The sequence below is a fragment of the Parabacteroides timonensis genome (genome assembly GCF_900128505.1).
Lineage (GTDB): Bacteria > Bacteroidota > Bacteroidia > Bacteroidales > Tannerellaceae > Parabacteroides > Parabacteroides timonensis.
This window is the reverse complement of the sequence record NZ_LT669941.1, coordinates 3,669,812-3,696,499: the sequence shown is the minus strand read 5'-3', so window position 1 is coordinate 3,696,499 and position 26,688 is coordinate 3,669,812. Positions and strand designations below refer to the sequence as shown.

Here is a 26,688-nt window from a genome sequence, read left to right as displayed (position 1 = left end):
TTACAGTACCGCCGTCAGAAGTAGACTATATAATCGCGTTTATGCAATTTCTTATTAAAGAATACGATACCCATCGAATAGAGGTCGATCGTTACTGTCACTTCCGGATGCGTACAGACTTCTTTCCAAAATTCCCTCATTTTGCGACTGGCTTTGATCCCCTCAAAGACAAAGACTGAACCGTCGTGTGCATACTTAATACATTCATTAAACAACCAAACGTTATTATGTTGTTCATATAAGGTATTAAAAAATACAAAATCCAGCTCTTTAAGCTCTTCCAGCGCTTGTGGGAGCAGTTCTTTGTTTGTCCCGGTACGCAGGTCGATCGGGTTGTGAGCCCCTTTTTCGTAAGCGATCCGGGCGATAGGAGCGAACTCCGGTACGTTTTCGAGGGCGATACATTTCAATCCGGGAGCATAGGAGGTCAGGTAGAGGGTGGATAATCCCATCGACGAACCCAGCTGTAGTATATTTCGCGACTTGAAATAGTTGGTCAACCGGAAAAGCAATGCCCCGTGTTTGGGTTTGATCGCTTCGCGTTCCACTATTTCCCCCATCGTACGGCGACGCAGTTTCCCTTTCTGTTGCCTGTCCGGATAGGTAATGATATCGTCCCGGAAAAGAAGCTGTTTCCGGATCAGCTCTATATCGTAAAAGCTATAATACGAACAACGTTCCTCGATCACCTTCGTTATCAGATTGAATACGAAAGGCGAATGCACCCCGTAACCGCGGCGGTATCGTATGCCCCGGTATAAGAGTACGCTTTTGCGTAAGGTATTAGCTTTGGGTATGATCTGCATTTCTCATTTGTATTTGCCACACAAAAGTAAGATATTCTTATTTATTGGCAATAATTAGCATCTAATGATTACAGCGGGAAAGAGAATATCCATATATTTGTCGCGGGAAGTTATGAAAAAGGTCTAAGATATTGGAAATGAGCATAGGTTATTCGTTCATTATGGTAATAGGTTACGATTAAGAGAGTTATCTCCTTAAATATACTTCTGCGCGTTGCGTAACCTTTGAAAGAACTCTTCAAGTACAAAAGTACAAATAAAACGGGAGATTACGACAGAATCTCCCTACTTTTTTCACTTTAATTTGTCTTTTCCGTAAAAGCGATTTTATTTCGTCGGCACACCATCGCCCAAACAAGTTTGGACGACCGTGTGCCGACTATCCGCATAAGCGAAGAAAAGGGCTTTGCCTCACGCCTGAACTAAAGTTTAGACTGATGAAGCAAGGCCCATTTCTTTTTGCGCTTATGCCACAGAGGTGCTTTTACGGATTTTCAGTGGATTTTTTCTTTTTGCTGTCCTTTTGAGCCGGAAGCGGAAAGCCTTATATGACCGCTCGCCCATAAATGGAACAAGCCGTCACCCACAGCAGGCAAACCGGGAAGAATGGTTCATCCGCCCGACCAAACGGGTTTGGCCAAACAGATAAACCATACTTCCTTGCAGGTGGTTTGCCCGGTTTCACGCTTCCGGCAGTATTTCCTTTCTCTTTGTTTTTTCTTCTTTTTGTGGATTTCTCTCTGAAGTTTTCTCTCGAATCTGCCTCTATTTCCGTTTACCTCCATTTTTACGCCTTTCAGTAGCCGCATCAGTCAGTCATTTTCGTTCTGGGCGCAAAGGTAATTCCGGGATTTGACGGGAATGCAAGGTCAAGCCTCCTGTTTTCTGTAAAAATCTCCAGCCCTGCGGGTAGTATTTTTCCCGAAAAACCTTGCATTCCCTAATCCCTACCTTTTTAAGCACCCGAAACGAAAACGACCGATGCGACAGAAAGACGCATTAAAAAAAATGTCGGATAAACGAGAGGCAGATAAGATAGTTTGAAACTCAACTCCCTCAGCTCTTGAATCCGCATTAAAACAAAAAAGCAAAACAGATATGAAAACAACGGTAGCAACAAAATTCGTAGCATGGGAAGTCCCGAATTTGGAGAACCTGCAAGACAGCAAGGTGTACGGACTTCGTATCAAACTGAACAATGGCGAAAAACTGAGCAGGGAGGAAAAGGACTGGCTCACCCGTGAAGTGAACAGCAACACCTATTTCAAGAGTGCAGTACCCTTGCAAGGTTGGCGGTTTGACTTTTCCGACATACTCCGCACGTTCATCGTGAACCAATACGGACGATGGACGGAATACAAGGCAACCGACAAGACAGGACTTCGCAGGTTTCTGTATGGCAGGATAAACAGCATTGTGGAACTTAAAAAAAGATAAGGATATGACGGCAATGGTAAATTTCAGACAAGTGGCGCAGTACATAGGACTTGCGGTATGCGGTTTAATCGTGCGCACCGCCTTCGGGATGTTCGGCATCCTTTGGGGCATCATCATGGAGATAATAAACGGATTGTTCCGAGTGGCGATAGGTGTAATCGTGGCTATCCTTTCCACTATTGCCTTCTTCGGCTTTATCCTTTGGTTATTCACCCTTTAATACCTACCGACATGGCTAAGAATATCCGTAACAATATGAACAAGACAACTGAAAAGATACCGACATGGAGCTTGTGTTACCTTATCAATGGGGACGCAACGGGATTGACGGACGATGAAATCCGTATGATAGACAAATGGATGAATGATTGGCAGGTGCAGATTGTTTCACCTCTTACCAACGGGGATGGCAACGCACAGCCGTACTTCTCACACTATCCGCTTTTCGGACTACCTGCCGAAGTGGAGGACTGCGACATACTTTATCTGAATGACAACCCGACAAAAATTTGACGATATGAAAGGAACAGACCATTTCAAGAGAACGATACAGATGTATTTGGAACAGCGTGCAGCGGAAGATGCGCTCTTTGCAAAGAGCTACCGCAACCCAGCCAAGAACATGGACGATTGCATGACCTACATTCTGAACTATGTAAAGAACAGCGGTTGCAACGGCTTTACGGACGGGGAAATTTACGGACAAGCCATACACTACTATGATGAAAACGAGATAGAAGTCGGCGAGCCGTTGAACTGCCAAGTGGCGGTGAACCACGTTGTGGAACTCACAGCGGAGGAAAAGGCGGAGGCACGTCAGCAGGCTGTCCGCAAATACCAAGACGAGGAACTCCGCAAGTTGCAGAACCGCAACAGACCGACAGCGAAAAAAGAAACCATTGTACAACCCTCCCTATTTGACTTTTGATTATGAAACCCAAGACACGCATACAGAAAGAAGTCGCACGTTTGAGCAAGCGACTGCCGGTATTGACCGACACGCAAAAGACATACGCTTTCCGCCATTGCTTCAAGCATTATGCAATCAAGAGGGCGGACGGCACGAACATCTGCACCGAATGCGGACATTCGTGGAAGAGCGACCACGACCTTGCAGACACCATTTGCGGATGCACCTGCCCCCACTGCGGTATGGCGTTGGAAGCGTTGCGCACCCGAAAGAGAGTTTTTTCGGACAGCGAGTATTTCTCCGTCATCACCACCTGCAAGCAGTACCAAGTGATACGCTTCTTCTTCGTCAAGTCCCGATACAAGGCAGGACAGCCAGCCGAGTATTCCGCTTATGAGGTAGTACAGCGGTGGATTTCCCCAAACGGAACGAAAATGACCGTAGCCCGATTGCGTGGCATGTCCTTTATTTACTACGACTTGTGGTCGGAATACAGCGATATGGAGATACGCAAGAACGGAGGACTTCGGGCATACGACATAGACCCCGTGTGTACCTATCCCCGAAAGCGGTTTATTCCCGAACTGAAGCGCAACGGCTTCAATGGGGACTTCCACCGCATCCTTCCCTATGACCTCTTTTCGGCTATCCTTGCCGACAGCCGTGCGGAAACGCTTTTGAAGGCAGGACAATACGCCATGTTGCGCTACTACCTGCGCAGTTCCTGCGACATCGGCAAGTATTGGGCATCCATAAGGATATGTATCCGTAACGGCTATACCATTCCGGACGGCTCCATGTGGCGCGATATGATAGACCTCCTGCGGCATTTCGGCAAGGACACGAACAGCCCGAAATATGTTTGCCCCACCGACCTCAAAGCCGAGCACGACAAGCTGGTGGCAAAACGTAACCGACAAAGGGAGCGTGAAAGAAGCGAGGATGAACGGAGAAAGATGATAGAGAACGAAAAGAACTATCTGAAAGCCAAAGGGATGTTCTTCGGACTTGTAATTTCCGATGACCTTATCCTTGTCAAAGTCATTGAAAGCGTGGAGGAAATGATAACGGAAGGAAGGCTCATGCACCATTGCGTGGGTGGCTACCACAAGCGGGCAAACTCCCTTATCCTTTCCGCTACCATTGACGGAAAGCGGATTGAAACGATTGAAGTGTCCTTGATAACATTGAAAGTGGTACAGAGCAGAGGTGTATGCAACTCCAATACGGAATACCACGAACGCATTATCAAACTTGTGGAGGACAATGCCGAACTTATCCGCCAGCGGATGAACGCAGCATAATATCAACCTATAATATTGAATAATATGGAAGTAAGATTTGAAAGTATGGTTTGTCTTTGGGATGATACAATCCCAAAGATGTTCCTTGAATTTGTAAACCTTCTCACTCTTGCAACGAGTGAGGAGCAGTTAAGGAGAAGCGTAAAGGACTTTGCCGAGAAGCACGAACTTGACAAGTTCTTCCTTTACGGCTTCGGCTCACACCATTTCTATATGCACCAACGCTACACAAGCGACCCCGAAATGGTGATGCAGAACAGAGTACTGTCAGTACATTTTTAACCTATAAACAGAATGGAATTATGACCAACGAAAGAGAAAAAAGAAACCGCTACTACAAGTATATCGTCAAAAGACATTTGAACGATATAAGGGAACATATCGGATTATCCACAAACGAAATGGAAAGGAGTTATTACAATACCCGTTATGCAGCCCAATTAAGTATCTATGCCGAAGCACTCGGCATACAAGAGAAGTATTTGGAAAAAATCATTCAAAAGCAAACGATATGAGTACAGAAATGACAATAGGCGGAGTAAGCACCTGCCAAACGGCAGGCACGGAAAAATACGAGCGTTTCCAATTAGGAACAGGCAGACGCAGAAGAACCCTTGTGCAGTATGACTACCGCCACACCGATGGCACGTTATTTTCTTGTGTGAAACCGACATTGGAGGAGTGCCGAAATGAGAGGGACAAGTGGTTGAACAAGAAACAAGGGAAGGAGGATAGATTATGAATACACCCGCCTATCAGACAATAATCGTCCAGTTCAGAGAAGCGATAACGGAGTTGGACGGCATTTTCAGAGATACGCAGTTCTGGGGAGTGGCAACCCTCAAAGAGTGGATAGATGACTATGAGGGAAGCAGGTTTACCGCCATTGACCCCCACACGGCTGTCATAACGAGCGAGTACAATATGGAGTGTCTGTTGGAATGGCTGAAACACAATACACCCATTGCCGAGATAACCGAATGTTGAACAAGTTGGCGGTGAAAACACCGCCAACCATAAAACTAAAAACAGATATGATGGCAAAGACCATTTTTGAACAGATAGGCGGCAGACGCTTTGCCGCCATGACGGGAAGCAAAGGCTTCATAGATATGGGCAACGGCTTGCGTATGAGCCTTGCACGGAACAAGACGAGTGCAAACCGCCTTGACATCATCTACGATGCAGGAGCAGATTTATATAATATGCGTTTCTACCGCAAGACCTTCAGCAAAAAGACCTTTGAGTGCAGGACAACGGACATAGCCACGCACGAAGGCATCTATTGCGATATGCTCGAAGATATGTTTACTATGGTGACGGGACTCTACACGCATTTTTAAGCGGTGGGCGGCGGAAGCCGCCTACTTTCTTTCAGTGAGCATGATGGCGGACAAAGAAAGTAGCAAAGAAACCTCTGTCCCAATCTACGATGTCAGTCACAAAAACAAGTTTTATGGAAGCAATCAGGCAGAACTGAAAAATCATCTTGCAAAGCAACGGAGGCATAAGCAAAAAGATGATTTTCAATAGCCTCATGGGTGAAAATTTTCAAGAATGATAAAGTGTAAAGTTTCCGGCAAGGGAAAAATCCCGAAGCCATGAAACCAAAGAAAAATCCGATGAAGTTGATGGCTTCATCGGATTTTTCTTTGGTCAGACATATACTGATGTCATGGCACATACAGTAACGCAAACTCCGCCTTCCTCCGTTTGAGCAGCATGGCGTGCCGTTTTCCCTTGTAATGGCAGAAAGCGACATACTCATGGTAAATGTCCCTGTCGCCAGCCTCCAACTTTTTTATCAGCCTGCTTTTGGGGTATCGTCCGTTCCCCAAGAGCTTCGCCGGACCGACATTGAAAGCCAGCGTGCCAAGAAGCAAACTGTCAGCCCCAAACTTGCGGAACATGGCACAGAACTTCCGCAGGTCTTCTCGCAGGAGCGTGTCCGCCTGCCGTTTCGTCATGGTGCGTGCGGAATACCTCTCGCCTTTTTGTAAACGATGTCCCCAGCCCACGTAAGGGTAGCAGCTTTGGTCGTGCCATCCCTCAAAATAGCGGCAGCATAAAAAAGCCCGTTCCATGAGCGGGAGGCGGCAGATTGCCGCCTCTCCGTCTGTCCCTTCCTGGCGGTTGTCCTGTGCGGACACGGAACAGACCACCCCCCAAAGAGCAGAGCATAACCAACAACACACGTATCATTTTGGCAGGGTGTTGAAGTTGCCTGCAGAGATAACGCCCAGGGTGTCAGCCTCCACATTCCGGTTGTTGAAGTCAAATTCCAATTCATGGGAGTTGCCAAAATTATCCTCCACCACCACGATGAAACTGTGAGCCTCGTCACCCTCCGCCGTGTAATACAAGCGGAACTTCCCGTTTTCAAGCAGGTAACGGTCATTGGGCAGGAACGTGATGCCGTTATCCATTTTCAGGGAGCCTTCCCCCTCGAACTGGAAATAGCGGATGGTATAGAGCGTATTCGCAAAATTGCCCGTCTTTTTCAGCTCACAGCGGATTTCCACCGTCTGCCCCTTCGTCACCTTGTTGGGCACGGGCATCGTTTCCACCGTGAAGGGATAGGACTGCTGGATGTCCATGTCATCGTCGCACGATACGAATGTGAATGACATGGCGGCGAACAGGCAAAGCGCCAACGCCTTGAAAAATGATGTTCTCTTGCTTCTGTTGTTCAGTATATTCATTTCAATTTGATTTTTAAGTTGTTATTCTGTTTTTTCGTTGTCCGTTGCAGGTACTCATTCAAGTCCTTGCAACCGTCATAGAGGGCGGAGCGGTCTGCGACACGCCCGCCATACCGTTCTTTCAGGGCTTCAAGCGTCCTTCGTCCCGCATCGTCACGGTCAAGGAAACAGCCGATGCGTCCGTAACCGTCCAGATACCTCAGAGCCTTTTTCACGTTGGCGGTTGAGTTCAGTACAAGGTGGTCGCACCTTTCGCCCATGCCGAGCGTGACAGCGGAAAGGAAGTCCACAAATCCCTCGTACACGCAGCAGACGTCAGCGTCAGCGGCTTCCGTCTTTACCAACGACACGTCCTTCGGAGGTACACAGCCCTTGAAATGGCGGCTTCGGATTTCATAGCCGCCCGCCACATTTGGGAAACCGACAGCAAAATACCTTTTCCCATGCACACCGTAGTTCAGCCGGCAGCAGTAACGGGAAGCGATGCCGTAGGGAATGCCCCGTTCCAGCAAATAGTCTGTCAGCGGGGAACGGAGCAGCGGAACGGCTTCCACTTCCTCAAAGACCGGCTCTGAGGGTTTCGGCTCAAAGGTTGGCAATACAGTTGGCGGTATATGGGCGGCATCCGCTATAAACCTCGCCTGCACCATGAAATCACCGCTTCGGATGAACTCCCCGGCAAGTGTGAAGATGTCGCCGCCCCTGCCCAAGCCGAAGTCGTGCCAGAGCTGTTTCGCCACGTTCACACGGAAAGAGGGTGTGCGCTCATCGCGGTATGGCGCACGATACCAAAGCTCATTGCCGCTTCTTCGGACAGGCTCATGCCCCAACCGTGCGAGGAAGTCCGCAAGGGGCATCCGTCTCATGTCTTCTATGTCAGTCCGTTCCATGCGCCACGTGTCAGTTGATGATGAACTTGACACCCACACCCCACTGACAGTGGAACTTTTGGGTGTCGCCACCCCACAGCAGGCGCTCCCGGAGGTTGGCGAGCAGGGCGATGCGGTCAGCCACGTAAAACTCCACATCGAGCGTCAGCGCACCGCCATAGATGAAAGCATCCCGGTCATGCAGCGTCGAGCCGTCAAAAAGAATTTCCTTGCCCCAATTTACAGACTCATATCCGGCGAGAGCCGAAGCCCCCGCATATACGAACACGATTTTACGTGCATTCGACAACAGCTTGAGGTAATATCCCCCTTCCGCCGTGAACTGCGCCACAGGTATGGCAGTAGCCTTGTAAGGGTTGTTCTTCAACAGGTATTCACCGCCGAACACCCACTTGTTCCCATTCTCCGTATAGGTGGCGAGAGCCGCCCCGAAGCTATACCCTCCGTCATTGCCGCCGGGTTTGACCCCGTCTGCCAAATTCGCCTTTACCTCGATGCCCTGCATCTTCGGCAAACATCGCTGGGCGTACGCCTGCCCCGTGAAAAGGGCAAGCGACGCGATGATGATTACGATGTACTTTCTCATGGTCAGCGCACTTGAAGTTCGTCAATCGTGTTGGCACGCACCAGATCCTCGTTTTCAATCATGAAGGACTGGTGACGACCTCCGTCCTTCTCGTTCAGTTCCACCACGAGGCACTTGTCATCGGGGATGGTGAACTTCGCCATCGTGAAGACCGTGCGCTCGCTCTTCCTGCCCGGCACGAGGGTCACATAGTTCTGCGCACGGAGCGGCAGGATAATCCGCTCCTGCACGGCGGTGCGCTTCGCCACTTTCTTGTCCACGATTTTCCATGTGATGTAGTCCACATCGAAAGGCACGTTGCTTTGGTTTTTGATTTCCGTGTGGAAATAGAGAAGTCCGTTGTGCGTGTAGATGCCTTTCAAGAGGTACTGGATACCGAAACGCTTGCAGCCGATATGCTTCACCTCACGCTTGTTCTGTTTGTAGATGGACTTCATGATAAGGCGCACCAGCATCGGGCTTTTGCTGCCCAGCTCCTTCAGATAGATTTCCTGCGCGTTGTTCGGACGGTTCACGGCTTCGCCATCGTGGATGAAGTCGCACATCTCTACGTTGAGCAGCAGCGGTTCGGCGGCGTACTTCACGTTGAATGTGTAGAAACTTCCGTCCTCCGTGATTACTGACATGTTGGTCTCGTTCGGGAAGTTTCTCACGGTAGCCTTCACACGGATCACGTTCTCCGCACCGTCCGCTTTTCCGGCTATCAGGTCGGGGGAGCCCAAATCCACATAGCGCACTTCTGCCGGGAAAATGACATGCACGGTCTTGTCGTAGGTCACTTCCAGACCGTGGGGCGGTATCATGCGGTCAAAGGTCAGCTTCTTCGTCAGACCGTGATACAGGTCGCCGTCCGCCTCTTTCTGCGGATAGACCTCCTTGGTCAAGACCGGCTGTTGCTCACTTCCGTTGTTTTCTTCAGCAACGGTTACATTTTCCTGCGCATGGGCAGTTACGATGCCCATGGCGAGGGCAAACATCATGATTACTTTTCTCATTTTACTTTGGATTTAGTGGTAAATAAAAATTGATTGTTTTCCTAATTCGTTTCCTGATAGAGCATGACCCTGTACCCGGCTTTCAGATGCACCTTGACGGTGCGCATCTTCCCCGCAATGTACTGGCTCGTGCCCTGTATCAGCCCCTTGCCCAAGTCGGAGGCAAGCTGTGCTCCGGCGTTGGAGGAGATGTTGATGCTGCTGCCCAGCGAGCCGCCCATGTTGGCGGCGACCTCCCTGACGGCGTTCATCTCCATAGAGTTGGGGATGAATATTCCGGGCTGCCCGTCCGTGTCATAGACCTCCAATTCCACCGGAATAATCGTGCCGCCGTGTTCCAGCGAGGTGACTTCAATGCCGAGCCGTTCGCCTTGGATTTTGGCAGCACCGACCACCACCGCATTACGGGGGATGATTCTGTCCGCCACCGCCATCGGCTCCAATAACCGCAATTTGACAGCCTGTCCGTCGGTCACGCTCTGCGCCCCATGGACGCATGCCGGTATGGTGTTCCTGTCCGATACAGCCGTACCTCCCACTGGCGTGTTGAAGCTGCGGTTGCGCTCCTGCACGAAGGTGGCGGCAAATTCAGCGTTGCTCATGGGCTGTCCGAGCGAGGACACCACCTGATGCGCCACCTGCTTTACGGGCATCGCCAAGTTCTTCCCGGCTTTCTGCACGGGATAAGTCTTTTCGGTCTGTCTCGCTGCCGCCTGCGTGCCGTTCTGCCCGCCCATGTATTTTGCCGCCAGCTCGTAGGACTTTTCCATGAGCGCCACTTGTCCGTCCATTGTGGAGTTTCTCTCTTTTTCATCTTCCAGTTCCGATTCCAACGAGGCGATACGCTCCAGCAGTTTGTCCGTTTCAGCATTATCGTCCTTCGGCTGCCCGTAGAAGTTGCCGAGCGTGGCATTGAGGTCGCGGTAAGCGGCTGCGGAGGACCGGACGGTCTCCGGTGCGGGTTCCGCCGCCTCTTCCGTGCCGCCGGGATTGGCAAGGTCGAAGTCCCTGCCGGCCTCCTCCGTTTCATGGTCGAACAGGTCGCCCAGTTGCCGCATGGCAAGGTTGCGGTTCTCCCGCCTTTCCTCCATCGCCATCTGCTCGTAGGCTTTCGCCTTGTCACCGATAATCTGCCGTTCCTCCTTGTCCGCATCGGGCATCTCGATGTTGTAGCCGCCTGTTCCCGCCTGTCGTTCCTTATTGGAGGATGGTGCGAATATCAGCCACATCGCCCCGATGAACACCAGCACCATGACGGGCAGCACAATCATCTTTTGGCGTTTCAGCCGTTGGGCTTCGCTCAGCGGTTTGCGCTCCTTCTTCGGCTTCTCCTTGCCGGGAGCGGCTTTGTTTCCGTTCTTTGTGTCATTCTTCGTCTGTTCCATACATACTATTATAATAAGGTGTAAAATGGTCGTTCTTCTCCGGCTTCACGGACAGCTCCACCTCTCCGGCGTGGTCTGTTTCCATCCGGCTGCCGTCATTCCTGCCGATGTCATGGACGGCTTTGCCGAAGGTGTAGAGGGCAAGCGCGGCGAATGCGGTGAGCATCGCCAGCACGATGCGCCTGCGTGTCTTCGGCGGCAAGCCGTCCAGATAGCCTTTCATTTTTGCAATGATATTTTTCTTCTCATCATGGAGCTTCCAATATGCCCTCCACACAGCCTTTCTGATACCTTTCATGTCCTGTTACCTTTTGATTGTCTGTAAATCCTTGTTCTCAATGATGGTAAATCCCTCGATGGTGAAACCGTTCGGGTTGTCGTCCGAACGGGACGAGTTCAAGAGGCGGCACGTGGTCACGAGGCTGCGCTCGGTGACGTTGCTCTGCCGGATGATCTTCTGCGTGGCATAGGTCACGGCACGGTAGGGATAGCTGTCGAAGTCGCATACCACGCTGTCCACCTTCAGCACCTGGTTGATGTTCCCGGCGATGATGCGGTTGTAGTACCCCTTCTCGGCAAAGTCCGAATAGTAGTGGTACACGCTCCTGTCCGCCAGCAGCAGGGCACGCTTCACGTTGTGCTCTATCGCGCTCTTTTCGGGCGACAGGGTGAAGAACAGCTCGTGGAAGCGGCGCACATGTTCCCTCGCCTCCGCCGGACGGTTCTGCGAGAGGTCCTGCGAGAGTGCCAGCATCAGCGACTTGCCGTTGTCCAGCACGTAGATTTTTTCCCTCTGCCGCTCCGCAAAGCGGTAGGAACTCCACACGCTCCAGACCGTTATCACGGTACAAAGGGCGAGGAAGACGATACCGAACAGGCGTATCTGCCTGAACGACGATTCGATGTTCTTTAATGACTTGAATTCCATTCTGTCTGATTTTATAGGTTTATTTCCGTTTGAGAAGGCGTCCGGCGGTATGCTTCCATGCCGCCTTGCCCATATTTATCCCGGCACGTCCGACACGCCCGGCGGCGTTTCCTGCCGCAGCACCCGCGATGCCGCCCGCAAGGGCCGCCCCGCGTCCGGCAAGCTGCGTCACACCGCGCCCGTAACTGCCCATGCCGCCTGCCTGGATGATCCAGCCCGCGACGGTGGGTATCGTGAAGTAACCGATGATGCCGATGATCATGAAGACGATATAGACCCCGTCACTGGAATCCAGCGAGAAGTTCGGGTCTGCCTGCATCCGTTCGATGTCGCTTTGCAGCATCAATGCCTGAATCTTCGCCAGTATGGTGCTGAATATGTCCGACACGGGCAGCCACAGATAGACCTGTATGTAGCGGCAGAACCACTGCGTGAGCGTGCTCTGGAAGCCGTCCCACACCGATATGGCGAAGGCTATGGGTCCCAGTATCGCCAGCACCACGAGGAAGAACGTGCGGATGGTGTCTATCACGAGGGCGGCGGCTTGGAACATCAGTTCCAGTATCTCGCGGAAGAAGTCGCGGATGCCTTTCTTCATCTCGTACAGCTTCCGGTCAACATGCATCCATGCCATTGTCGCCATGTCGGAGGGCGACCAGCCCAGTTCCTCCAGCTGTTTGTCGAACTCCTCGTTCGATACGAGGTAGGCTGTTTCGGGGTTGCGCACCATCGCCTCGTATTCCAGCCTGTCCTTCTGCTTCCGGTACTCGTTCATGTCCAAAGTCTGCGCTTCAAGCAGCTTCGCCGTGCCCTGCACCACGGGCGAGAGGATGCTGTTCACCGTGCCGAGGACCACCGTGGGGAAGAACATGATGCACAGCCCGACGGCGAACGGGCGGAGCATGGGAAACACGTCTACCGCTTCGGCTCTCGCCAGCGACTGCCACACCCGGCAGGCGACGTAGAACAACGCGCCCAGCCCGGCGATGCCCCTCGCCACGTCTGCCATGTCCCCGCACAGGGGCATCATCTCGTCATAGAGCGAGCGTAAAATCTGGTGAAGGTTGTCAAATTCCATAGGCTACCAGTATCTTTCGTTCATATTCCCGTACAGCCCCATGATGCGGTCAAGGTCGTTTTTCTTCTTCGCACGCAGGTAGCTGACGGAAATGTTCCTGTTGGTGTAGTAGCTCACGAGGTTACGGTAACGCTTCATTTTGGAGTGGCACCGCTCCACCACGTCCATGCGCTCCTTGTCGGTCATGGAGAGCGTGGTGATGTTCACCACGTTCTTCAGTTCCGTCAGCACGTCATTGCTCTCCTCCAGCAGCTTGGTGTAGCCGAAGGCGATTGCCGACAGCTCTTCGGGAGTGAAGTTCTCGTCTTGGAGCATCTTCCGGAAGTTGTTCACGTAGATGTCCGTGATGTCGCCTACCATGAGGATGGTCTGTTGCACCTTGCGTGCGTCCTTGACGAGGTTGTTCACCGATTTGAGCGCGTCGTAATACTTCTTGCCCTGCTCGTAAATCTTCACCGTTTCCTTGAAGTTGTTCACCATGTTGGTGGCGGTCTTTGAGGTATGGACGATGTTCTTCGAGGCGTTGATGATGCCCTGCGCGAGGTTGCCGGGGTCGCTCACCACCCATTGGGCGGATGCCCTGCCCGCAAGGAGCAAGCAAAGGCAAAAGGCTAATGCCATTCTTGTTTTTATTATCATCTTCTTTGGATTTAGTGGATTGGCTATTTCTTACCGGACTCTTTAAGGGCGTCTTCCAGTTCTGAAAACGAAACGCCCTCCATATCCCCGGAAAAGGACAGACCGGAATGTTCCTTTTCGTCCTCCGTCTTCTTGGCGGAACGTATATAGTCCCCGTTCGGCGAGAAGGTCAGCACGTCGGTCGCTTCGTTATACGCCACGTCAATGCGGAATCCCGTGTTCATGAACAGGTTGCCGTTCTCCTCTTGCAAGAGGTAGGTTTCCGGTTTCAGCCTGCGGCGGATGCCGCTCCGTTTGAACACCGTCACCTTGTAGGCTTCGCCCTCCTTGTAGATGAGCACGTCGGGTTTTCCCTCCATGCTTGTCCAGTTTCCGCACAGTTGGTCGCGGCGGTTATCCGCCACGTCGCAGGATTGCAGCATCACGACTGCCAGTCCGATCAGACACTCGCTGATTTTCAGCATTTTTACTTTTGATAAGCTCATAAGATTTTCTTTTTTGATTGATAATTCTGTTTTACTCATTCTTTGTTTCTCCGCCTTTCGGCAAGCTGCCGGATGGCGGCTTCGATGTCGCCGCCCAGCTGCTCCGCCAGACGGTAAACCTCCACCTTCTCCGTTTCCTCGGTGGTGTACGCCAGATACTCTTCCGCGCTCACCTCGGTGGCATAGACCGCCGACTGTGTGCCGCCCAAGCCTATCCAAACCTCTTTGTAGAACCTTGAAGGGTTGTTCGCCATGTTGATGGAGAGTATCTGCGACTTCTCCTTCTCTGTCAGCCCCAGCAAGGACTGTATGGCATCGAACTTGTTCATATATTTCCTTTGGTCAAGAAGTATCTTGCAGTCCGAATTGTTGATGATGCTCTCCTTGACGACGGGGGAGGAAATGATGTCGTCCACCTCCTGCGTCACCACGATTGCCTCACCGAAATACTTGCGCACTGTCTTGTACATATAACGCAGATATTCAGCCATGTTCGCTGAAGATAGAGCCTTCCAAGCCTCTTCCACTATCAGTTGTTTCCGCACGCCTTTCAGCCGTCGCATCTTGTTAATGAAAGCCTCCATGATGATGATGGTCACAACGGGGAACAGCTCGCGGTTTTCCTTTATACTGTCAATCTCGAAGACGATGAACCGTTTTGACAGCAGGTCGATGTTTTCCGCCGAGTTGAGCAGGAAGTCGTAACGTCCGCCCCGGTAATACTGCCGCATGGTGGTGAGCATGTTGTCGATGTTGAAGTCGGACTTCTCCACCTTGATGTCACGCTCCGCCAGTTCCCTGCGGTAGTCGTCACGCATGTACTCGTAGAAACTGTCGAAACACGGTACGATATTCCGGTCGGCGCGGATACGCCCGATATAGGCGTTCACGGCACTGCCCAGTTCCCCGCTCTCCGTCTTCGTCACCTTGTCGTCCTCCGACTTCCAGAGCGTGAGCAACAGTGTCTTGATGCTGTCCTTCTTCTCCACGTCGAACACGTAGTCGTCGGTATAGAACGGGTTGAAACTGATGGGCTTCTCCTCCGTATAGGTGAAATACACGCCGTCCGCGCCTCCCGTCTTGCGCCGTATCATCTCGCACAATCCCTGATAGGAGTTTCCCGTGTCCACCAGTACCACGTGCGCACCCTGCTCGTAGTATTGACGCACGAGGTGGTTCATGAAGAAGGATTTGCCGCTTCCGCTGGGACCCAACACGAATTTGTTTCTGTTCGTCGTGACACCTTTTTTCATCGGCAGGTCGGAAATATCAAGGTGCAGCGGTTTTCCCGTGAGCCTGTCCACCATCTTGATGCCGAAGGGTGAGAGCGAGCTGCGGTAGTTGGTCTCCTCCGTGAAGAGGCACACCGCCTGCTCGATGAAGGTATGGAAACTCTCCTCCGCAGGAAAGTCCGCCTCGTTGCCGGGCATGGCTGCCCAGTAGAGCGTCGGGCAGTCGGTGGTATTATGGCGGGGTACGCACCCCATGCTTGCAAGCTGGCTTCCCACATCGTTCCTGATATGCTTCAGCTCCTCCGCGTCGTCGCTCCACGCCATGACGTTGAAGTGCGCCCGTACAGAGGCCAGACCGTAGGAATGGGCTTCGTTCAGGTACTGGTCTATCCACTCGCGGTTGATGCTGTTGCTCCTCGAATAGCGGGAGAGCGACTGCATATTGCGGGCAGACTTCTCGAACTTCTGCAGGTTCTCCTCGCTGTTGTCGATAATCACATACTGGTTGTAGATGTGGTTGCAGGATAGCAGCAGCCCCACGGGGGAGGCGAAGGAGAGGCGGCAGTCCGAGCGGTCGGTGGACAGCCGCTCGTAACGGGTGTCTGTCGCCACCGTGCCGGGCAGGTCTTCCGTGTCGGAAAGGGTATGCAGGCACAGCCGGTTGTCGCCGATGCGCATCTCCCTTGCCGAAAGCTCGATGTCCTGCAACGTGGCGTTATCTTCGGGCAGGAGCGAGAAGTACCGCTCCAGCAGCCCGGCTTTGCCGTCCGTCCCCACAATCTCATCGGTGGAGAGGCGGCGCAGCCTGACAAAACCGCTGTCGTTCATGATGCGCCCGAACTGCTCCGTTGCCTCCATGAACTTCGCGGCGGTTTCCCCGTCCAGCTCCTTCGGGATGATATGCCCCCGGCACAGCGTGCTGAAGTTGCTCTGCATCCGGTTACGCTCCTTCGTCGTCTTGGTCAGGTAGAGGTAGCACGTGTGCTTCAGGTACGGACGCTCGTTGAAGTGACGCTCGAAGCTCCGCGAGAGGAAGCTCATCCCGTCCTTATCCAGTTCCGGCTTATACCGTTCCTTGATGAACCAGTCCTGCTTGTGGACGACGGAGAAGTCCGGCAGCACCTTGACAGCCTTGCACCAGCAGCCGTGTATCGCCTCGTACTCCGCACCCGTCACGGTGTAAAGCTCCGGCAGTTCCACCTCGAAGGCTACCGTGATGTCGGCATCCTTGGAGACGATGCAGCCTTGCTCCACCGCCAGCAGCGGGAACTTGTTTTCCAGTGTCGTCATTTTCGATGTATTTCTCATTTTGTTTCTTCCTTTCGTTTCCGTATGAATAATCGGGTGATCCGCCGCCGGTTGATAAGGTATCGGGGATGGCTCCGTGCAGCTCCCAGCTTCATCAGCCCGTGTTCGCCGTACCGGGCGTTCAGCGCGAAGGTCTGCCATACGAGGACGGAGGACGATACCGCACCGAAGCCGATACATATCCACTGGCCGATGCCGACCATGTAGAGGATGACGAACAGGACGAAGAGAGCGAGCAGACCTCCGCAGAAGATGAAGAGGTACTGGGCTTTCAGTCCCTTGAACTCGACCGGACGGCCGATACCCTTGTTTATCGGGTATTCAGCCATACATTATCATATTAAAGGAAGAACGAGCGCAGGATGGTGGCGGCTACAATCAGGAAGATGCAGGCTCCGAACCACGAGGCGGCAGTCTTGCTCGTGTCGGGGTCTCCCGAAGAGAATTTCCCGTACACTTTCACGCCTCCGATAAGCCCGACTACCGCGCCGATGGCGTAAATGAGCTTAGTGTCGAGTAGGTCAGCCCCATTGCTGGGGCTTTCCCCTCTAAGAACCGTGCATGAGAGTTTCCCCTCACACGGCTCAAGCAACGCATTACCATTCTTACTGAAGGAATAGTTCTGCCTCATTTCCTACTAATTTTATTAGGGTTAAACTTCTTGTTCTTGCATGAACTGTGTATGAGAATCTTGAACGGTTTGCCGTTGACAGTCTCCTTGATAGTCGTCCATCTTCGTTCATCGTCAATAATCTCTCCACAGATTGGGCAACGCATTTCTTGGTGAATCCAAATCATACGCAGCAGGTCATCAATCTCACGTAGTTGGTTCTCCGTGTTCTTTGACTTGCGCCGTGCATAGTAAGGAGCATCGGCAGGGTCGTATGGATTAGTATTGGTTCTGACACGCACGTACTTCAATATGGGAGTGTCCGCCAGCCTTTTAAGACTTAAAGTCGTTTCCTTACCCGACTTCTTGTTCTTGGTTATAGTGGCGAAGCACCATTCACGTCCATGCAATTGTTTGAAATACCTGTCTTTAATCCAATGTTTGCCCTTTTTCGGATGCCTGCGTCTTGCCCATTGCCAAAGCGTCTTGTACACCTCGTAGTCCACACGTGAGAATGCTTTCGATGATGCCCCGTAACGGTAATAGTTTGCCCATCCGGGAATCATGTGGTTAAGCATCCTTATAAGTGAGGAAGCCTTTGCCGACTTGTTGCTCTTGATTTTCGTACGAACCTTGTCACAGAAATTCTTCATCGCGTCCTTTGACGGCTTAGTCAGAAGTTTTCCGTTTGACTTGTATTCCCTGATGTTGAAGCCGAGGAAATCAAAGCCCTCACTGATATGAGTAATCCTTGTCTTTTCTTCCGACAACATCAGTCCACGTTCTGCCATAAACTGCCGTATAAGGGGCAGGATAACATCCTCAATTGTTTCCTTATCCTTTGCAGTGACAATAAAGTCATCAGCATAGCGCACGAGATTGATTTTGGGCTTAATCCATTTACGTCCGTCTGCGGTAGGTTGCCAATAGGGTTTCACCGCCTTTTGGACAAGGGATTGTAGCCCGTCAAGAGTCATGTTGGCAAGGGTTGGGGAGATTATGCCTCCTTGTGGAGTTCCCTCCTCGGTCGGAAAAAGACTTCCATTGAATACATAACCACTTTTGAGCCATTTTCTCAGCACCCCCTTATCCATAGGGATATTGTTAAGAAGCCATTCATGGCTGATGTGGTCGAAGCATCCTTTGATGTCTCCCTCCAAAATCCATTTGGGGGCAACATCCCTTGAAAGGACATTGTGACACTGGGCTATTGCATCTTGGCAGCTGCGATATTTACGGAAGCCGTAGGAGTGTTGGTCGCCTGTCGTTTCCGCAATAGGGTCGAGAGCCATCAGATAGAGAGCCTGCATCGCACGGTCTTTCATCGTAGGGATTCCCAAGGGGCGTTTCTTCCCGTTCTTCTTCGGTATTTCCACACGGCGCAGGGGCATCGGTTGATAGCCACGGCGTTTGAGTGTGTCAATAGCTTTGACTTTTGCCGCATCGGACGACCACCTTACATGGTCAACTCCTGCGGTGTCTTTACCCTTATTAGTAGTAACCCGGACTACGGCAAGATAGCGACCGTAGAACGAGTGGGTCAACAGCCATTGCAAGGACTTGACCTTGCCGTGTCTGCCTTCCCTTTGAGCCTTTACAATACGTGCTTGCAGCTTCCGAACATACTCCTCTGCCTTGTGTCGGTCAATGCTTTTCCAACGTTCGGTATCAGAGAGGACCATATTTTCAGGCGCACACTTTTCTTTCGATTTGTTCATTTGCTTTCCTTTCTTTAGAAGTTCTATAAGTTTATTGTAAAGAGTTACCTTGTGGAAGTGGGCACACTTTCGTGTCGGATGATGTGGCTCCCTGCCATACATGGCAATGAGGTCAATCCGTATCCGCTCCATTACAGAGCGGCATTCGCTTTTTCCACGTTCCTATACCCGCACCCCATATAGGCTTGCCTTGCGGCTCGCTTACCTCCTCAAAGAGGGGGAGAGATACGGGCTTACCACGTTCCATGCAAGTGACGATAATGGGTTAGGTCTGTCCTATCCACCGGCAGTCATTATGTCCGTGCAACCCCACCTGGACAGGGAGTTGACCGACTGCGCACCTTTTGGTTCAAGCCTACAGCCTCGCTTTTGGAGCGAAGCCCTCAACATCATTTGGCTTGTTCTTCGTAACGATGTTTATCGGACATTCACATTGGTTGACCATACCATCAAGTCTCGCCCCTCGGCAGAACGATGTTATCTGCCTTAACCTCCACTCACGCTTCGGTCTATTCCTTTCGGAAAGGGTACTTTGTCAGAGCAGCTTCGCACAAAGAGATTACTCGCAATGCACGTACTCTCAGACTACTGCAAACGGAATTGCAGGTGTAATCAATGAATTAAATCATAGTCACACAATCACTTACACGGCTTTTACGTGTCACACGCCCGGATCAAAATAGCTGGTAACCATAGAGGTGGCTTCCGTGATGCCTGCCAGACCGTTTCCCTGTGCGAAAGCGGAAGCGGTGGCGGCGATGGCAAGCGCCGCAGAGAGGATTGTTTTCTTGCTTTTCAAAGCGTTCTTGATGTTCTTGTTCATAAAATGTTCTTGTTTTGTGCCGTCGAAAGGGTGGATGGTCCTTTGTCGGGCGGTTGATACTTGATTACTTTTCTTTGGTTCAGTGGTGTGCCCGTTTGTTTCCACGGACTTGGGCTGTCCGTTGCGAACCGGATGCGCCTTGCGCTTCCTCGCCGCATGGGTGTCATTTTACGTTTTCATTTCCATTTTTATCGTCATACAAAGTCCCTTATGTTGAAATCCTCCAACCGTTCGGGGATTACCAGTTCTTTCTTCGCTTCCGTCTTTACGGGCGGCGTTACAGGCTCGTCGTAAAGATAGAAGTCTATCAGACCCGTTATTTTCACTTTGACGGACTTGTTCAGCTTGTCAAGCAGTTCCGTACCGTCCAATTCTGAGAATACTTTTCCTGCCTGCCGTTTCTCGTCTTTGGTCGGGTTGTCCTTTCCGGCTATGCCGACGGCTTCCCCGATTTCATCGAAGCTGTATCCCGAAGCCTGCCGTCTGTCCGGAGTTTCCTCCTCCAGCTCTTCCTCCCCGAACTCCATATCGGAAGGCGGGACACTCGTGAAGGTTTCATCGAGTTTGTCTTCCGGGACTTGTGCCGGATAAGAGGCGGTGTTTTCGTTTCCGTCGTCAAAAGTAGCCTCTTCCTCCGACAGTTCCATGCCTTTTTCCGAAGTGGCAGCTTCCTGCGTCGGTATGGCAGCGTTTGTCCGGGTTGATGTCATTTTGAAGCGGCTCTTGCCGATGATGTCCGAAGTATCTGCGGGAGCTTCCTCCCGTGCCGCCTGTTGTTTCGTTGCCACACTGTTCAGCGACCGCCATACATCCGCGATTCCCTTGAAGAAGCGGACAAGTTTCGTTTCCATGATACGCTCATAGAGCAGCAGGAACAGGAACCATACGTTACAGGCTATTGATACTGCCAATAGTAGTTCTGTCATAGCCCGGCGGTGTTAATGTCCGGTACGTTTTCCTCGTCCATATGCCGGTCTGCCGCACTCTGCTTGAGAGAGGCTTCTATCTCATTATGGAACTGTGCGAAATGTTCGGTCAATACATTGTCCAGATAATCTTCTACCGTCATGCCTTTGTCTGCGAACAGACCGATGATCTCTTCCATACGGCGGTGGTATTCCGGTCGCACGCATGCCTGCATGTTGGGGTTGGTTACGATACCGGATTTTTTCAGGATTTCAGCCTTGTAGCTGCCGGCCTGTTTCTGGCTTTTCTTGTTCGTTGTCTTCATTTCTTTCTGTTTTTTAGTGATTAAAATACGTCTTCATAATTTTTGTCATACAGTTTCTTTATCACATCCCCGCATTGGAGGAAATGTTGGGTCAGCACATGGTCAAGGTAGCCGGACAGGGTGAGCTTGTCCTTGCCGATCACGCGGGTGATCCGCATGATACGGTCATGGTACTCCCTGCGCACGTATGCCATCTTTCCCGACCGTGCCGCCGTTTCCGCTCCTTTGATGAACATTTCAAGATAATCCTCTTCATTCTCTATGGGCGGAATGGCGGAAGCGGCCACCGCTTTCCTGCGGTTCTCGTTTCTTGCCGTTTTCTTCTTTTCAGCCGGGCTGTCGGTTGGCGCAGGAGGAGTCTCCGCCTTTTCCGCAGGGGCGGCGGACGGGGGCATTTCCGGACGTATGCTGTCGAGAAAGCTCGCGGTGTCGATTTGCACATCAAGGTTCTTTGCCATGGTTATCCGTTTATCAGTTTCAACATTTCTTCCGCAAGCGTTTCGATGTTGCTGCCTTTCATCAGCGACTTGTCGGGCGGCATGACGGTGGAGCGGAACACGGAGCGTTCCCCGTCCTCCTCGCTTTCCCTGCGGAAACGCTTGCTGTCGGGCAGGTAGGTCTTCATGATGTTCAGCCCGACGCTTCCCGCCACTTTCTCGTACACGTCATAAAGGTTGGTCTTCTCCCTGCCGTCCACCATGTTCCACAGCAGGTAAAGCCCTTTGAGGTTGGCTTTCCCGGTACTCATGAAGGATTCGTTCACGACGGAAGCGAAGTTCAGCGAGCTCTCCGCCACCACGCGGTCAGCCGTTATGGGGCAGAACACGTAATCCATTGTCGCCACGGTCCTGATGACGCCGGGATTGTTCACCGTTCCGGGCAGGTCGAAGAAGATGATGTCCGGCGGCGTTTCCTTCCCGATGAAAGCCTTGGCCTTCTCGATGGCTGTTTCGGGATGGCTTTCCACAATCGGGTACATTTTCTTTTGCAGCCGGGCGAACTGCTCGAAGGCTGTCTTTTGCAGCCGTGGGTTGCGTTCGATGTTCTTCAGGTCACGCTCACGCATATCCTTGATGCTGAACTGTGGATAATCGCAATCGACCACGACGACATCCATTCCTTTCACGTAATAGAAATAGCTTGCCATCAGCACCGTGAGCGTCGTTTTGCCCGCACCCCCTTTCTGGGTGGAGAAGGCGACAAGTAATGTTTCTTTCTTCATTGCTTTTTTCTTTCAAGTCGGTTATACAATCATTTTATCTGTTTTGTGACTGGCTGGCGGACCGGAGGGATTGTCTGACGGCTTACAAGTCGGCTGGCGGATTGTATGCCTGATGGACCGGTCTGTATGCTTGTCAGTTTTCAGGCTTGCTTGCCGGCTGTCATATCAGCTTGCCGCTTTACTGACTTGTCAGCCGCACAGCTTGCACGCTTATCAGCTGACCGGTCATCAGACTGGTCGTCAGACTGGGCTTCAAGACGGCTTGCCGATAGTACGACAAACCGGTCTTTCAACCAATCACGCTGCAAATAAACAATGAATTTCCGGCACTTGTATCACTTCTCCGGCAAGTGGCAGCATGTTGCGCCGGTTGGCACCATCTGGCACACTTACGCCTCTGTCATACACGGATTTATCACCCTAAATTTGCACCCGAACGGCAGGGTACGCCGCAGGTGGCGCAGCCCGGAGTTTGAAAGGTATTCCCCCAATCCGTCCGAAGGCGGATTTTTATGTTCGCCTGAACATAGCAAGGTATGTTTTCAGCCGCTCAAAACATTTTGAGCATCCCGGAAAACACCTTGCCCTTGCAGGGGGCGGGCTTCCTCTCCGAAGTCGGGAAGCCTTTCAAACCTACGGTATCTGTGCCTCGAAGCGGCGGCTTATGTCGTCAAACCGCTAAATCCAAATTATATGAGTGAAAAAAGAAAGAACAAGACCGGGAGAAATCCCAAACTTGATCCGGTGGTGTACCGCTACACCGTCCGTTTCAACGGGGAGGAACACAACCGTTTCCTCTCCATGTTCGAGAAATCGGGTGTTTACGCCAAGTCGGTTTTCATTAAGGCACACTTCTTCGGGCAGCCTTTCAAGGTACTGAAAGTGGACAGGACACTGGTGGACTACTACACCAAGCTGTCCGATTTTCATGCGCAGTTCCGTGCGGTAGGCACGAACTACAACCAGGTCGTGAAAGAGTTGCGCTGCCATTTCTCCGAGAAAAAGGCGATGGCGTTGCTCTACAAATTGGAAGGGCAGACCGTAGAACTCGTGAAACTGAGCCGCCGGATAGTGGAACTTTCAAGGGAACTGGAGGAGAAATGGTCGCAAAAATCAGTGTAGGCAGCTCGTTGTACGGCGCACTTGCCTATAACGGGGAGAAGATTAACGAAGCGAAAGGTCGGCTGCTCACCGCCAACCGCATCTACAATGACGGCACGGGGACGGTGGACATCCGCAAGGCGATGGAGGGCTTTCTTGCCTGTATGCCGGAGCATACGAGGGTGGAGAAACCTGTGGTGCATATCTCGCTCAACCCGCACCCGGAGGACGTGCTGACCGACACGGAGCTTCAGGACATCGCACGCGAGTATCTGGAAAAGATGGGCTACGGCAACCAGCCGTACCTTGTATTCAAGCACGAGGACATCGACCGCCACCACCTGCATATCGTGACGGTCAGGGTGGACGGGAACGGCAGGAGTATCGACACACGCAACAACTTCTACCGGAGCAAGCAGATTACCCGTGAGCTGGAACGGAAGTACGGGCTGCATGATGCAGAGCGGAGGAACCGCCGTCTTGATACACCGCCTCTGCACAAGGTGGACGCTTCGGCTGGTGACGTGAAGAAGCAGGTGGGGAACACGGTTAAGGCACTGAACGCCCAATACCGCTTCCAGACGATGGGCGAATACCGCGCCCTCCTTTCCTTGTATAATCTGACGGTGGAGGAAACGCAAGGCAACGTGCGTGGACGGGAGTATCACGGGCTGGTCTATTCTGTCACTGATGAAACAGGCAACAAGGTGGGCACCCCGTTCAAGTCCTCGCTCTTCGGGAAGTCCGTCGGCTATGAAGCCGTTGGGAAGAAGTTTGCCCGTTCCAAGCAGCAGATCAAGGACGGCAAGCTCGCAGACATGACGAAGCACACCGTCCTTTCCGTGCTGGAAAGCACGTATGACAAGGAGAGGTTCGTTTCTCGGCTCAAGGAGAAAGGCATCGACACCGTGCTGCGCCACACGGAGGAAGGGCGCATCTATGGGGTGACCTTCATCGACCACCGCACAGGATGCGTGCTGAACGGTTCGCGCATGGGCAAGGAACTTTCCGCCAATGCCTTGCAGGAACACTTCACGCTGCCTTATGCCGGACAGCCGCCGCTCACGCTTTCCATTCCGGTGGAAAACGGTGAAGATATGCGCGGGCGGGCTGTTTCCGGGCATGACGACACGGAGGGCGGTATGGGCTTGCTCTCTCCCGAAGGTCCGGCAGGGGATGCCGAGGAGGAAGCCTTCATCCGGGCGATGCGGCGCAAGAAGAAAAGGAAGAAGCGCAAGGGCTTGGGAATGTAACAGAAGTATCAACAATCAAAAATTTTCAATCTATGTCACAACAAGAAGACGATTTGAGGGCACTGGCGAAAATCATGGATTTCCTGCGTGCCGTGAGTATTATTTTGGTGGTCATGAACGTGTACTGGTTCTGCTATGAAGCCATAAGGCTGTGGGGCGTGGACATCGGTGTGGTGGACAAAATCCTGATGAACTTCGACCGCACGGCGGGGCTGTTCCGTTCCATCCTGTACACGAAACTGTTCGCCGTCCTCCTGCTTGCCCTGTCCTGTCTGGGGACGAAGGGCGTCAAGGGGGAGAAAATCACTTGGGGAAGGATCTGGGCAGTGCTTGCCGCAGGGTTCGTACTCTTTTTCCTGAACTGGTGGATTCTGGCGCTGCCGTTGCCCGCTGAAGCGGTGACGGGGCTTTACGTCCTGACTGTCGGCGCGGGCTATGTCTGCCTGCTGATGGGCGGTCTGTGGATGAGCCGCCTGTTGAAGACAAATCTGATGGATGACGTGTTCAACAACGAGAACGAGAGTTTCATGCAGGAGACACGGCTCATCGAAAGCGAGTATTCGGTCAATCTGCCCACACGCTTCTATTACAAGAAGAAGTGGAACAGCGGATGGATTAACGTTGTAAACGTTTTTCGTGCGAGCATCGTGTTGGGTACGCCGGGCAGCGGAAAGTCATACGCGGTGGTAAACAATTTCATCAAGCAGCAGATTGAGAAGGGCTTCTCGATGTATGTCTATGATTTCAAGTTCAGCGACTTGTCCACGATTGCCTATAACCATTTGCTCAACCACCCGGACGGATACAAGGTACGACCTAAATTTTACGTGATAAACTTCGACGACCCACGCCGCAGCCACCGCTGTAACCCGATACACCCGGATTTCATGGAGGATATTACGGATGCCTATGAAAGTGCGTACACCATCATGCTCAACTTAAATAAGAGTTGGGTGCAGAAGCAGGGCGACTTCTTTGTGGAATCGCCTATTATCCTCTTTGCCGCTATCATTTGGTATCTCAAAATTTTTCAAAACGGCAAATATTGCACGTTCCCCCATGCCATCGAGTTCCTGAACCGCCGTTACGAGGATATTTTCCCGATACTGACCTCTTACCCGGAACTGGAAAACTACCTCTCACCGTTCATGGATGCGTGGCTCGGTGGGGCTGCCGAGCAATTGATGGGGCAGATCGCTTCGGCGAAAATCCCGCTGTCACGCATGATTTCCCCGCAGCTCTATTGGGTCATGTCGGACAGCGAGTTCACGCTGGACATCAACAATCCCCAAGAGCCGAAAATCCTGTGCGTGGGCAACAATCCCGACCGCCAGAACATCTATGGCGCGGCTCTCGGTCTGTATAACTCCCGTATCGTGAAGTTAATCAATAAAAAAGGGATGTTGAAGTCGTCGGTCATCATCGACGAGCTGCCGACGATATACTTCAAGGGGCTGGACAACCTTATCGCCACCGCACGGAGCAACAAGGTCGCCGTGTGTCTGGGCTTTCAGGATTTCAGCCAGTTGGTGCGCGACTATGGCGACAAGGAGGCCAAAGTCGTGATGAACACCGTCGGCAACATCTTCTCCGGTCAGGTGGTGGGCGAAACCGCCAAGACGCTTTCGGAACGCTTCGGAAAGGTGTTGCAGAAACGGCAGTCCATATCCATTAACCGGCAGGATGTCTCCACTTCCATCAACACGCAGATGGACGCGCTTATCCCGCCGAGCAAGATTTCCGGCTTGACACAGGGCATGTTTGTCGGTTCGGTGTCGGATAACTATGGCGAGCGCATCGAGCAGAAGATTTTCCATTGCGAGATTGTCGTGGATGCCGAGAAGGTAAAGCGTGAGGAGAAAGCCTACAAGCCGATACCTGTCATTACCGACTTTACGGACGAGGACGGCAATGACTGCATGAAGGAAACGGTGCAGGCGAATTACAGGCGCATCAAGGAGGAGGTGAAACAGATTGTCGCCGACGAGCTAAAGCGCATTGCCAATGACGAGAACCTGAAGCATCTGTTGCAGCAGAAATAACCG

At 52.0% G+C, this 26,688-nt stretch carries 33 protein-coding genes and 4 pseudogenes; 14 read left to right on the top strand and 23 right to left on the bottom strand.

Going from position 1 to position 26,688, the window contains the following annotated elements:
• Positions 1-14 precede the first annotated feature (14 nt).
• Entirely contained in the window at positions 15-806 is a 792-nt protein-coding gene (locus BQ7394_RS22545; RefSeq protein ID WP_075559446.1) for an O-methyltransferase, read from the bottom strand.
• A gap of 1,098 nt (positions 807-1,904) precedes the next feature.
• Here BQ7394_RS22545 and BQ7394_RS22530 point away from each other — a divergent pair.
• The 11 genes from BQ7394_RS22530 (at position 1,905) to BQ7394_RS26695 (ending at position 6,018) form a co-directional block, all read left to right on the top strand.
• On the top strand, positions 1,905-2,243 hold the full coding sequence (locus BQ7394_RS22530; protein ID WP_075559445.1) for a molybdenum ABC transporter ATP-binding protein: 339 nt from the start codon (positions 1,905-1,907) through the stop codon (positions 2,241-2,243).
• 4 nt (positions 2,244-2,247) lie between these two features.
• A complete protein-coding gene (locus BQ7394_RS22525; protein ID WP_075560191.1) occupies positions 2,248-2,463 on the top strand; it encodes a hypothetical protein in 216 nt (71 codons plus the stop codon).
• 35 nt (positions 2,464-2,498) lie between these two features.
• Positions 2,499-2,756, top strand: coding sequence for a DUF6926 domain-containing protein (locus tag BQ7394_RS22520; protein ID WP_075560190.1), 258 nt, complete (start codon positions 2,499-2,501; stop codon positions 2,754-2,756).
• Positions 2,757-2,760: 4 nt separating this feature from the next.
• Positions 2,761-3,171, top strand: coding sequence for a PcfK-like family protein (locus BQ7394_RS22515; RefSeq protein ID WP_075559444.1), 411 nt, complete (start codon positions 2,761-2,763; stop codon positions 3,169-3,171).
• 2 nt (positions 3,172-3,173) lie between these two features.
• Positions 3,174-4,457, top strand: a complete 1,284-nt coding sequence (locus tag BQ7394_RS22510; RefSeq protein WP_075559443.1) for a PcfJ domain-containing protein — start codon at positions 3,174-3,176, stop codon at positions 4,455-4,457.
• A 24-nt stretch (positions 4,458-4,481) separates the two neighbouring features.
• Complete coding sequence (locus BQ7394_RS22505) at positions 4,482-4,739, top strand: hypothetical protein (RefSeq protein WP_075559442.1); 258 nt, start codon at positions 4,482-4,484, stop codon at positions 4,737-4,739.
• Between the two features lie 20 nt (positions 4,740-4,759).
• Positions 4,760-4,972, top strand: coding sequence for a hypothetical protein (locus tag BQ7394_RS22500; RefSeq protein ID WP_075559441.1), 213 nt, complete (start codon positions 4,760-4,762; stop codon positions 4,970-4,972).
• On the top strand, positions 4,969-5,199 hold the full coding sequence (locus BQ7394_RS22495; protein ID WP_075559440.1) for a DUF3873 domain-containing protein: 231 nt from the start codon (positions 4,969-4,971) through the stop codon (positions 5,197-5,199). Before BQ7394_RS22500 ends, BQ7394_RS22495 begins: the two co-directional genes overlap by 4 nt.
• A complete protein-coding gene (locus BQ7394_RS22490; RefSeq protein WP_075559439.1) occupies positions 5,196-5,444 on the top strand; it encodes a DUF6956 domain-containing protein in 249 nt (82 codons plus the stop codon). Before BQ7394_RS22495 ends, BQ7394_RS22490 begins: the two co-directional genes overlap by 4 nt.
• A 47-nt stretch (positions 5,445-5,491) precedes the next feature.
• Positions 5,492-5,800 carry a hypothetical protein gene (locus tag BQ7394_RS22485; protein ID WP_075560189.1) on the top strand — a complete coding sequence of 103 codons (309 nt, stop codon included), beginning with the start codon at positions 5,492-5,494 and terminating at the stop codon, positions 5,798-5,800.
• A gap of 164 nt (positions 5,801-5,964) precedes the next feature.
• Positions 5,965-6,018 (top strand): hypothetical protein, encoded by a 54-nt coding sequence (locus tag BQ7394_RS26695; RefSeq protein ID WP_449406353.1) that lies wholly within the window; start codon positions 5,965-5,967, stop codon positions 6,016-6,018.
• 112 nt (positions 6,019-6,130) lie between these two features.
• Here BQ7394_RS26695 and BQ7394_RS26370 read toward each other — a convergent pair.
• The 22 genes and pseudogenes from BQ7394_RS26370 to BQ7394_RS26035 all read right to left on the bottom strand — a co-directional run bounded on the left by BQ7394_RS26370 (position 6,131) and on the right by BQ7394_RS26035 (position 22,597).
• A pseudogene (locus BQ7394_RS26370) lies at positions 6,131-6,659 on the bottom strand (glycoside hydrolase family protein).
• Entirely contained in the window at positions 6,656-7,159 is a 504-nt protein-coding gene (locus BQ7394_RS22470; RefSeq protein ID WP_075559437.1) for a DUF3872 domain-containing protein, read from the bottom strand. The pseudogene BQ7394_RS26370 and the gene BQ7394_RS22470 overlap by 4 nt, the downstream one beginning before the upstream one ends.
• Positions 7,156-8,049, bottom strand: coding sequence for a toprim domain-containing protein (locus BQ7394_RS22465; protein ID WP_075559436.1), 894 nt, complete (start codon positions 8,047-8,049; stop codon positions 7,156-7,158). The genes BQ7394_RS22470 and BQ7394_RS22465 overlap by 4 nt, the downstream gene beginning before the upstream one ends.
• Positions 8,050-8,059: 10 nt before the next feature.
• A complete protein-coding gene (locus tag BQ7394_RS22460; RefSeq protein ID WP_075559435.1) occupies positions 8,060-8,635 on the bottom strand; it encodes a conjugal transfer protein TraO in 576 nt (191 codons plus the stop codon).
• A gap of 2 nt (positions 8,636-8,637) precedes the next feature.
• Positions 8,638-9,630 (bottom strand): conjugative transposon protein TraN, encoded by a 993-nt coding sequence (traN, locus tag BQ7394_RS22455; protein WP_075559434.1) that lies wholly within the window; start codon positions 9,628-9,630, stop codon positions 8,638-8,640.
• A gap of 41 nt (positions 9,631-9,671) precedes the next feature.
• Positions 9,672-11,015 (bottom strand): conjugative transposon protein TraM, encoded by a 1,344-nt coding sequence (gene traM / locus BQ7394_RS22450; RefSeq protein WP_075559433.1) that lies wholly within the window; start codon positions 11,013-11,015, stop codon positions 9,672-9,674.
• Positions 10,996-11,313, bottom strand: a complete 318-nt coding sequence (locus BQ7394_RS22445; protein ID WP_075559432.1) for a TraL conjugative transposon family protein — start codon at positions 11,311-11,313, stop codon at positions 10,996-10,998. The genes traM and BQ7394_RS22445 overlap by 20 nt, the downstream gene beginning before the upstream one ends.
• Before the next feature lie 6 nt (positions 11,314-11,319).
• A complete protein-coding gene (traK, locus tag BQ7394_RS22440; RefSeq protein WP_075559431.1) occupies positions 11,320-11,943 on the bottom strand; it encodes a conjugative transposon protein TraK in 624 nt (207 codons plus the stop codon).
• 19 nt (positions 11,944-11,962) lie between these two features.
• The gene (gene traJ / locus BQ7394_RS22435; protein ID WP_075559430.1) at positions 11,963-13,021 is read right to left on the bottom strand and encodes a conjugative transposon protein TraJ; all 1,059 of its coding nucleotides are present in this window, start codon (positions 13,019-13,021) and stop codon (positions 11,963-11,965) included.
• 3 nt (positions 13,022-13,024) lie between these two features.
• Positions 13,025-13,654, bottom strand: coding sequence for a DUF4141 domain-containing protein (locus BQ7394_RS22430; RefSeq protein ID WP_075560188.1), 630 nt, complete (start codon positions 13,652-13,654; stop codon positions 13,025-13,027).
• 116 nt (positions 13,655-13,770) lie between these two features.
• Positions 13,771-14,145: pseudogene (locus BQ7394_RS22425) on the bottom strand (DUF3876 domain-containing protein); the annotation flags it as partial.
• 35 nt (positions 14,146-14,180) lie between these two features.
• Entirely contained in the window at positions 14,181-16,685 is a 2,505-nt protein-coding gene (locus BQ7394_RS22420) for a TraG family conjugative transposon ATPase (protein ID WP_075559429.1), read from the bottom strand.
• On the bottom strand, positions 16,682-17,014 hold the full coding sequence (locus BQ7394_RS22415; RefSeq protein ID WP_075559428.1) for a DUF4133 domain-containing protein: 333 nt from the start codon (positions 17,012-17,014) through the stop codon (positions 16,682-16,684). The genes BQ7394_RS22420 and BQ7394_RS22415 overlap by 4 nt, the downstream gene beginning before the upstream one ends.
• Before the next feature lie 11 nt (positions 17,015-17,025).
• A pseudogene (locus BQ7394_RS26105) lies at positions 17,026-17,196 on the bottom strand (DUF4134 domain-containing protein); the annotation flags it as partial.
• A gap of 116 nt (positions 17,197-17,312) precedes the next feature.
• Positions 17,313-19,013, bottom strand: a complete 1,701-nt coding sequence (gene ltrA, locus BQ7394_RS22405; RefSeq protein WP_075555540.1) for a group II intron reverse transcriptase/maturase — start codon at positions 19,011-19,013, stop codon at positions 17,313-17,315.
• A gap of 112 nt (positions 19,014-19,125) precedes the next feature.
• The gene (locus tag BQ7394_RS26505) at positions 19,126-19,260 is read right to left on the bottom strand and encodes a hypothetical protein (protein WP_262497509.1); all 135 of its coding nucleotides are present in this window, start codon (positions 19,258-19,260) and stop codon (positions 19,126-19,128) included.
• 420 nt (positions 19,261-19,680) lie between these two features.
• Positions 19,681-19,836, bottom strand: a pseudogene (locus BQ7394_RS22395) (DUF4134 family protein); the annotation flags it as partial.
• Between the two features lie 194 nt (positions 19,837-20,030).
• The gene (locus tag BQ7394_RS22390) at positions 20,031-20,762 is read right to left on the bottom strand and encodes a conjugal transfer protein TraD (protein ID WP_075559427.1); all 732 of its coding nucleotides are present in this window, start codon (positions 20,760-20,762) and stop codon (positions 20,031-20,033) included.
• Positions 20,759-21,088, bottom strand: coding sequence for a DUF3408 domain-containing protein (locus BQ7394_RS22385; protein WP_262497559.1), 330 nt, complete (start codon positions 21,086-21,088; stop codon positions 20,759-20,761). The genes BQ7394_RS22390 and BQ7394_RS22385 overlap by 4 nt, the downstream gene beginning before the upstream one ends.
• Positions 21,088-21,525, bottom strand: a complete 438-nt coding sequence (locus BQ7394_RS22380; protein ID WP_075559425.1) for a DUF3408 domain-containing protein — start codon at positions 21,523-21,525, stop codon at positions 21,088-21,090. The genes BQ7394_RS22385 and BQ7394_RS22380 overlap by 1 nt, the downstream gene beginning before the upstream one ends.
• A gap of 2 nt (positions 21,526-21,527) precedes the next feature.
• A complete protein-coding gene (locus BQ7394_RS22375) occupies positions 21,528-22,289 on the bottom strand; it encodes a ParA family protein (RefSeq protein ID WP_075559424.1) in 762 nt (253 codons plus the stop codon).
• Between the two features lie 140 nt (positions 22,290-22,429).
• Positions 22,430-22,597: a hypothetical protein gene (locus tag BQ7394_RS26035; RefSeq protein WP_167369468.1), complete on the bottom strand. Its 168-nt coding sequence runs from the start codon at positions 22,595-22,597 to the stop codon at positions 22,430-22,432.
• 385 nt (positions 22,598-22,982) lie between these two features.
• Here BQ7394_RS26035 and mobA point away from each other — a divergent pair, with 385 nt between their 5' ends.
• Genes mobA through mobC form a run of 3 tightly spaced genes read left to right on the top strand, consistent with a single transcriptional unit; the run spans position 22,983 to position 26,685 of the window.
• Positions 22,983-23,411: a conjugal transfer protein MobA gene (mobA, locus tag BQ7394_RS22370; protein ID WP_075560186.1), complete on the top strand. Its 429-nt coding sequence runs from the start codon at positions 22,983-22,985 to the stop codon at positions 23,409-23,411.
• On the top strand, positions 23,390-24,643 hold the full coding sequence (mobB, locus tag BQ7394_RS22365; RefSeq protein WP_075559423.1) for a conjugal transfer protein MobB: 1,254 nt from the start codon (positions 23,390-23,392) through the stop codon (positions 24,641-24,643). The genes mobA and mobB overlap by 22 nt, the downstream gene beginning before the upstream one ends.
• Positions 24,644-24,675: 32 nt before the next feature.
• Positions 24,676-26,685, top strand: coding sequence for a conjugal transfer protein MobC (gene mobC, locus BQ7394_RS22360; RefSeq protein WP_075559422.1), 2,010 nt, complete (start codon positions 24,676-24,678; stop codon positions 26,683-26,685).
• The last annotated feature ends 3 nt before the right edge of the window (positions 26,686-26,688 follow it).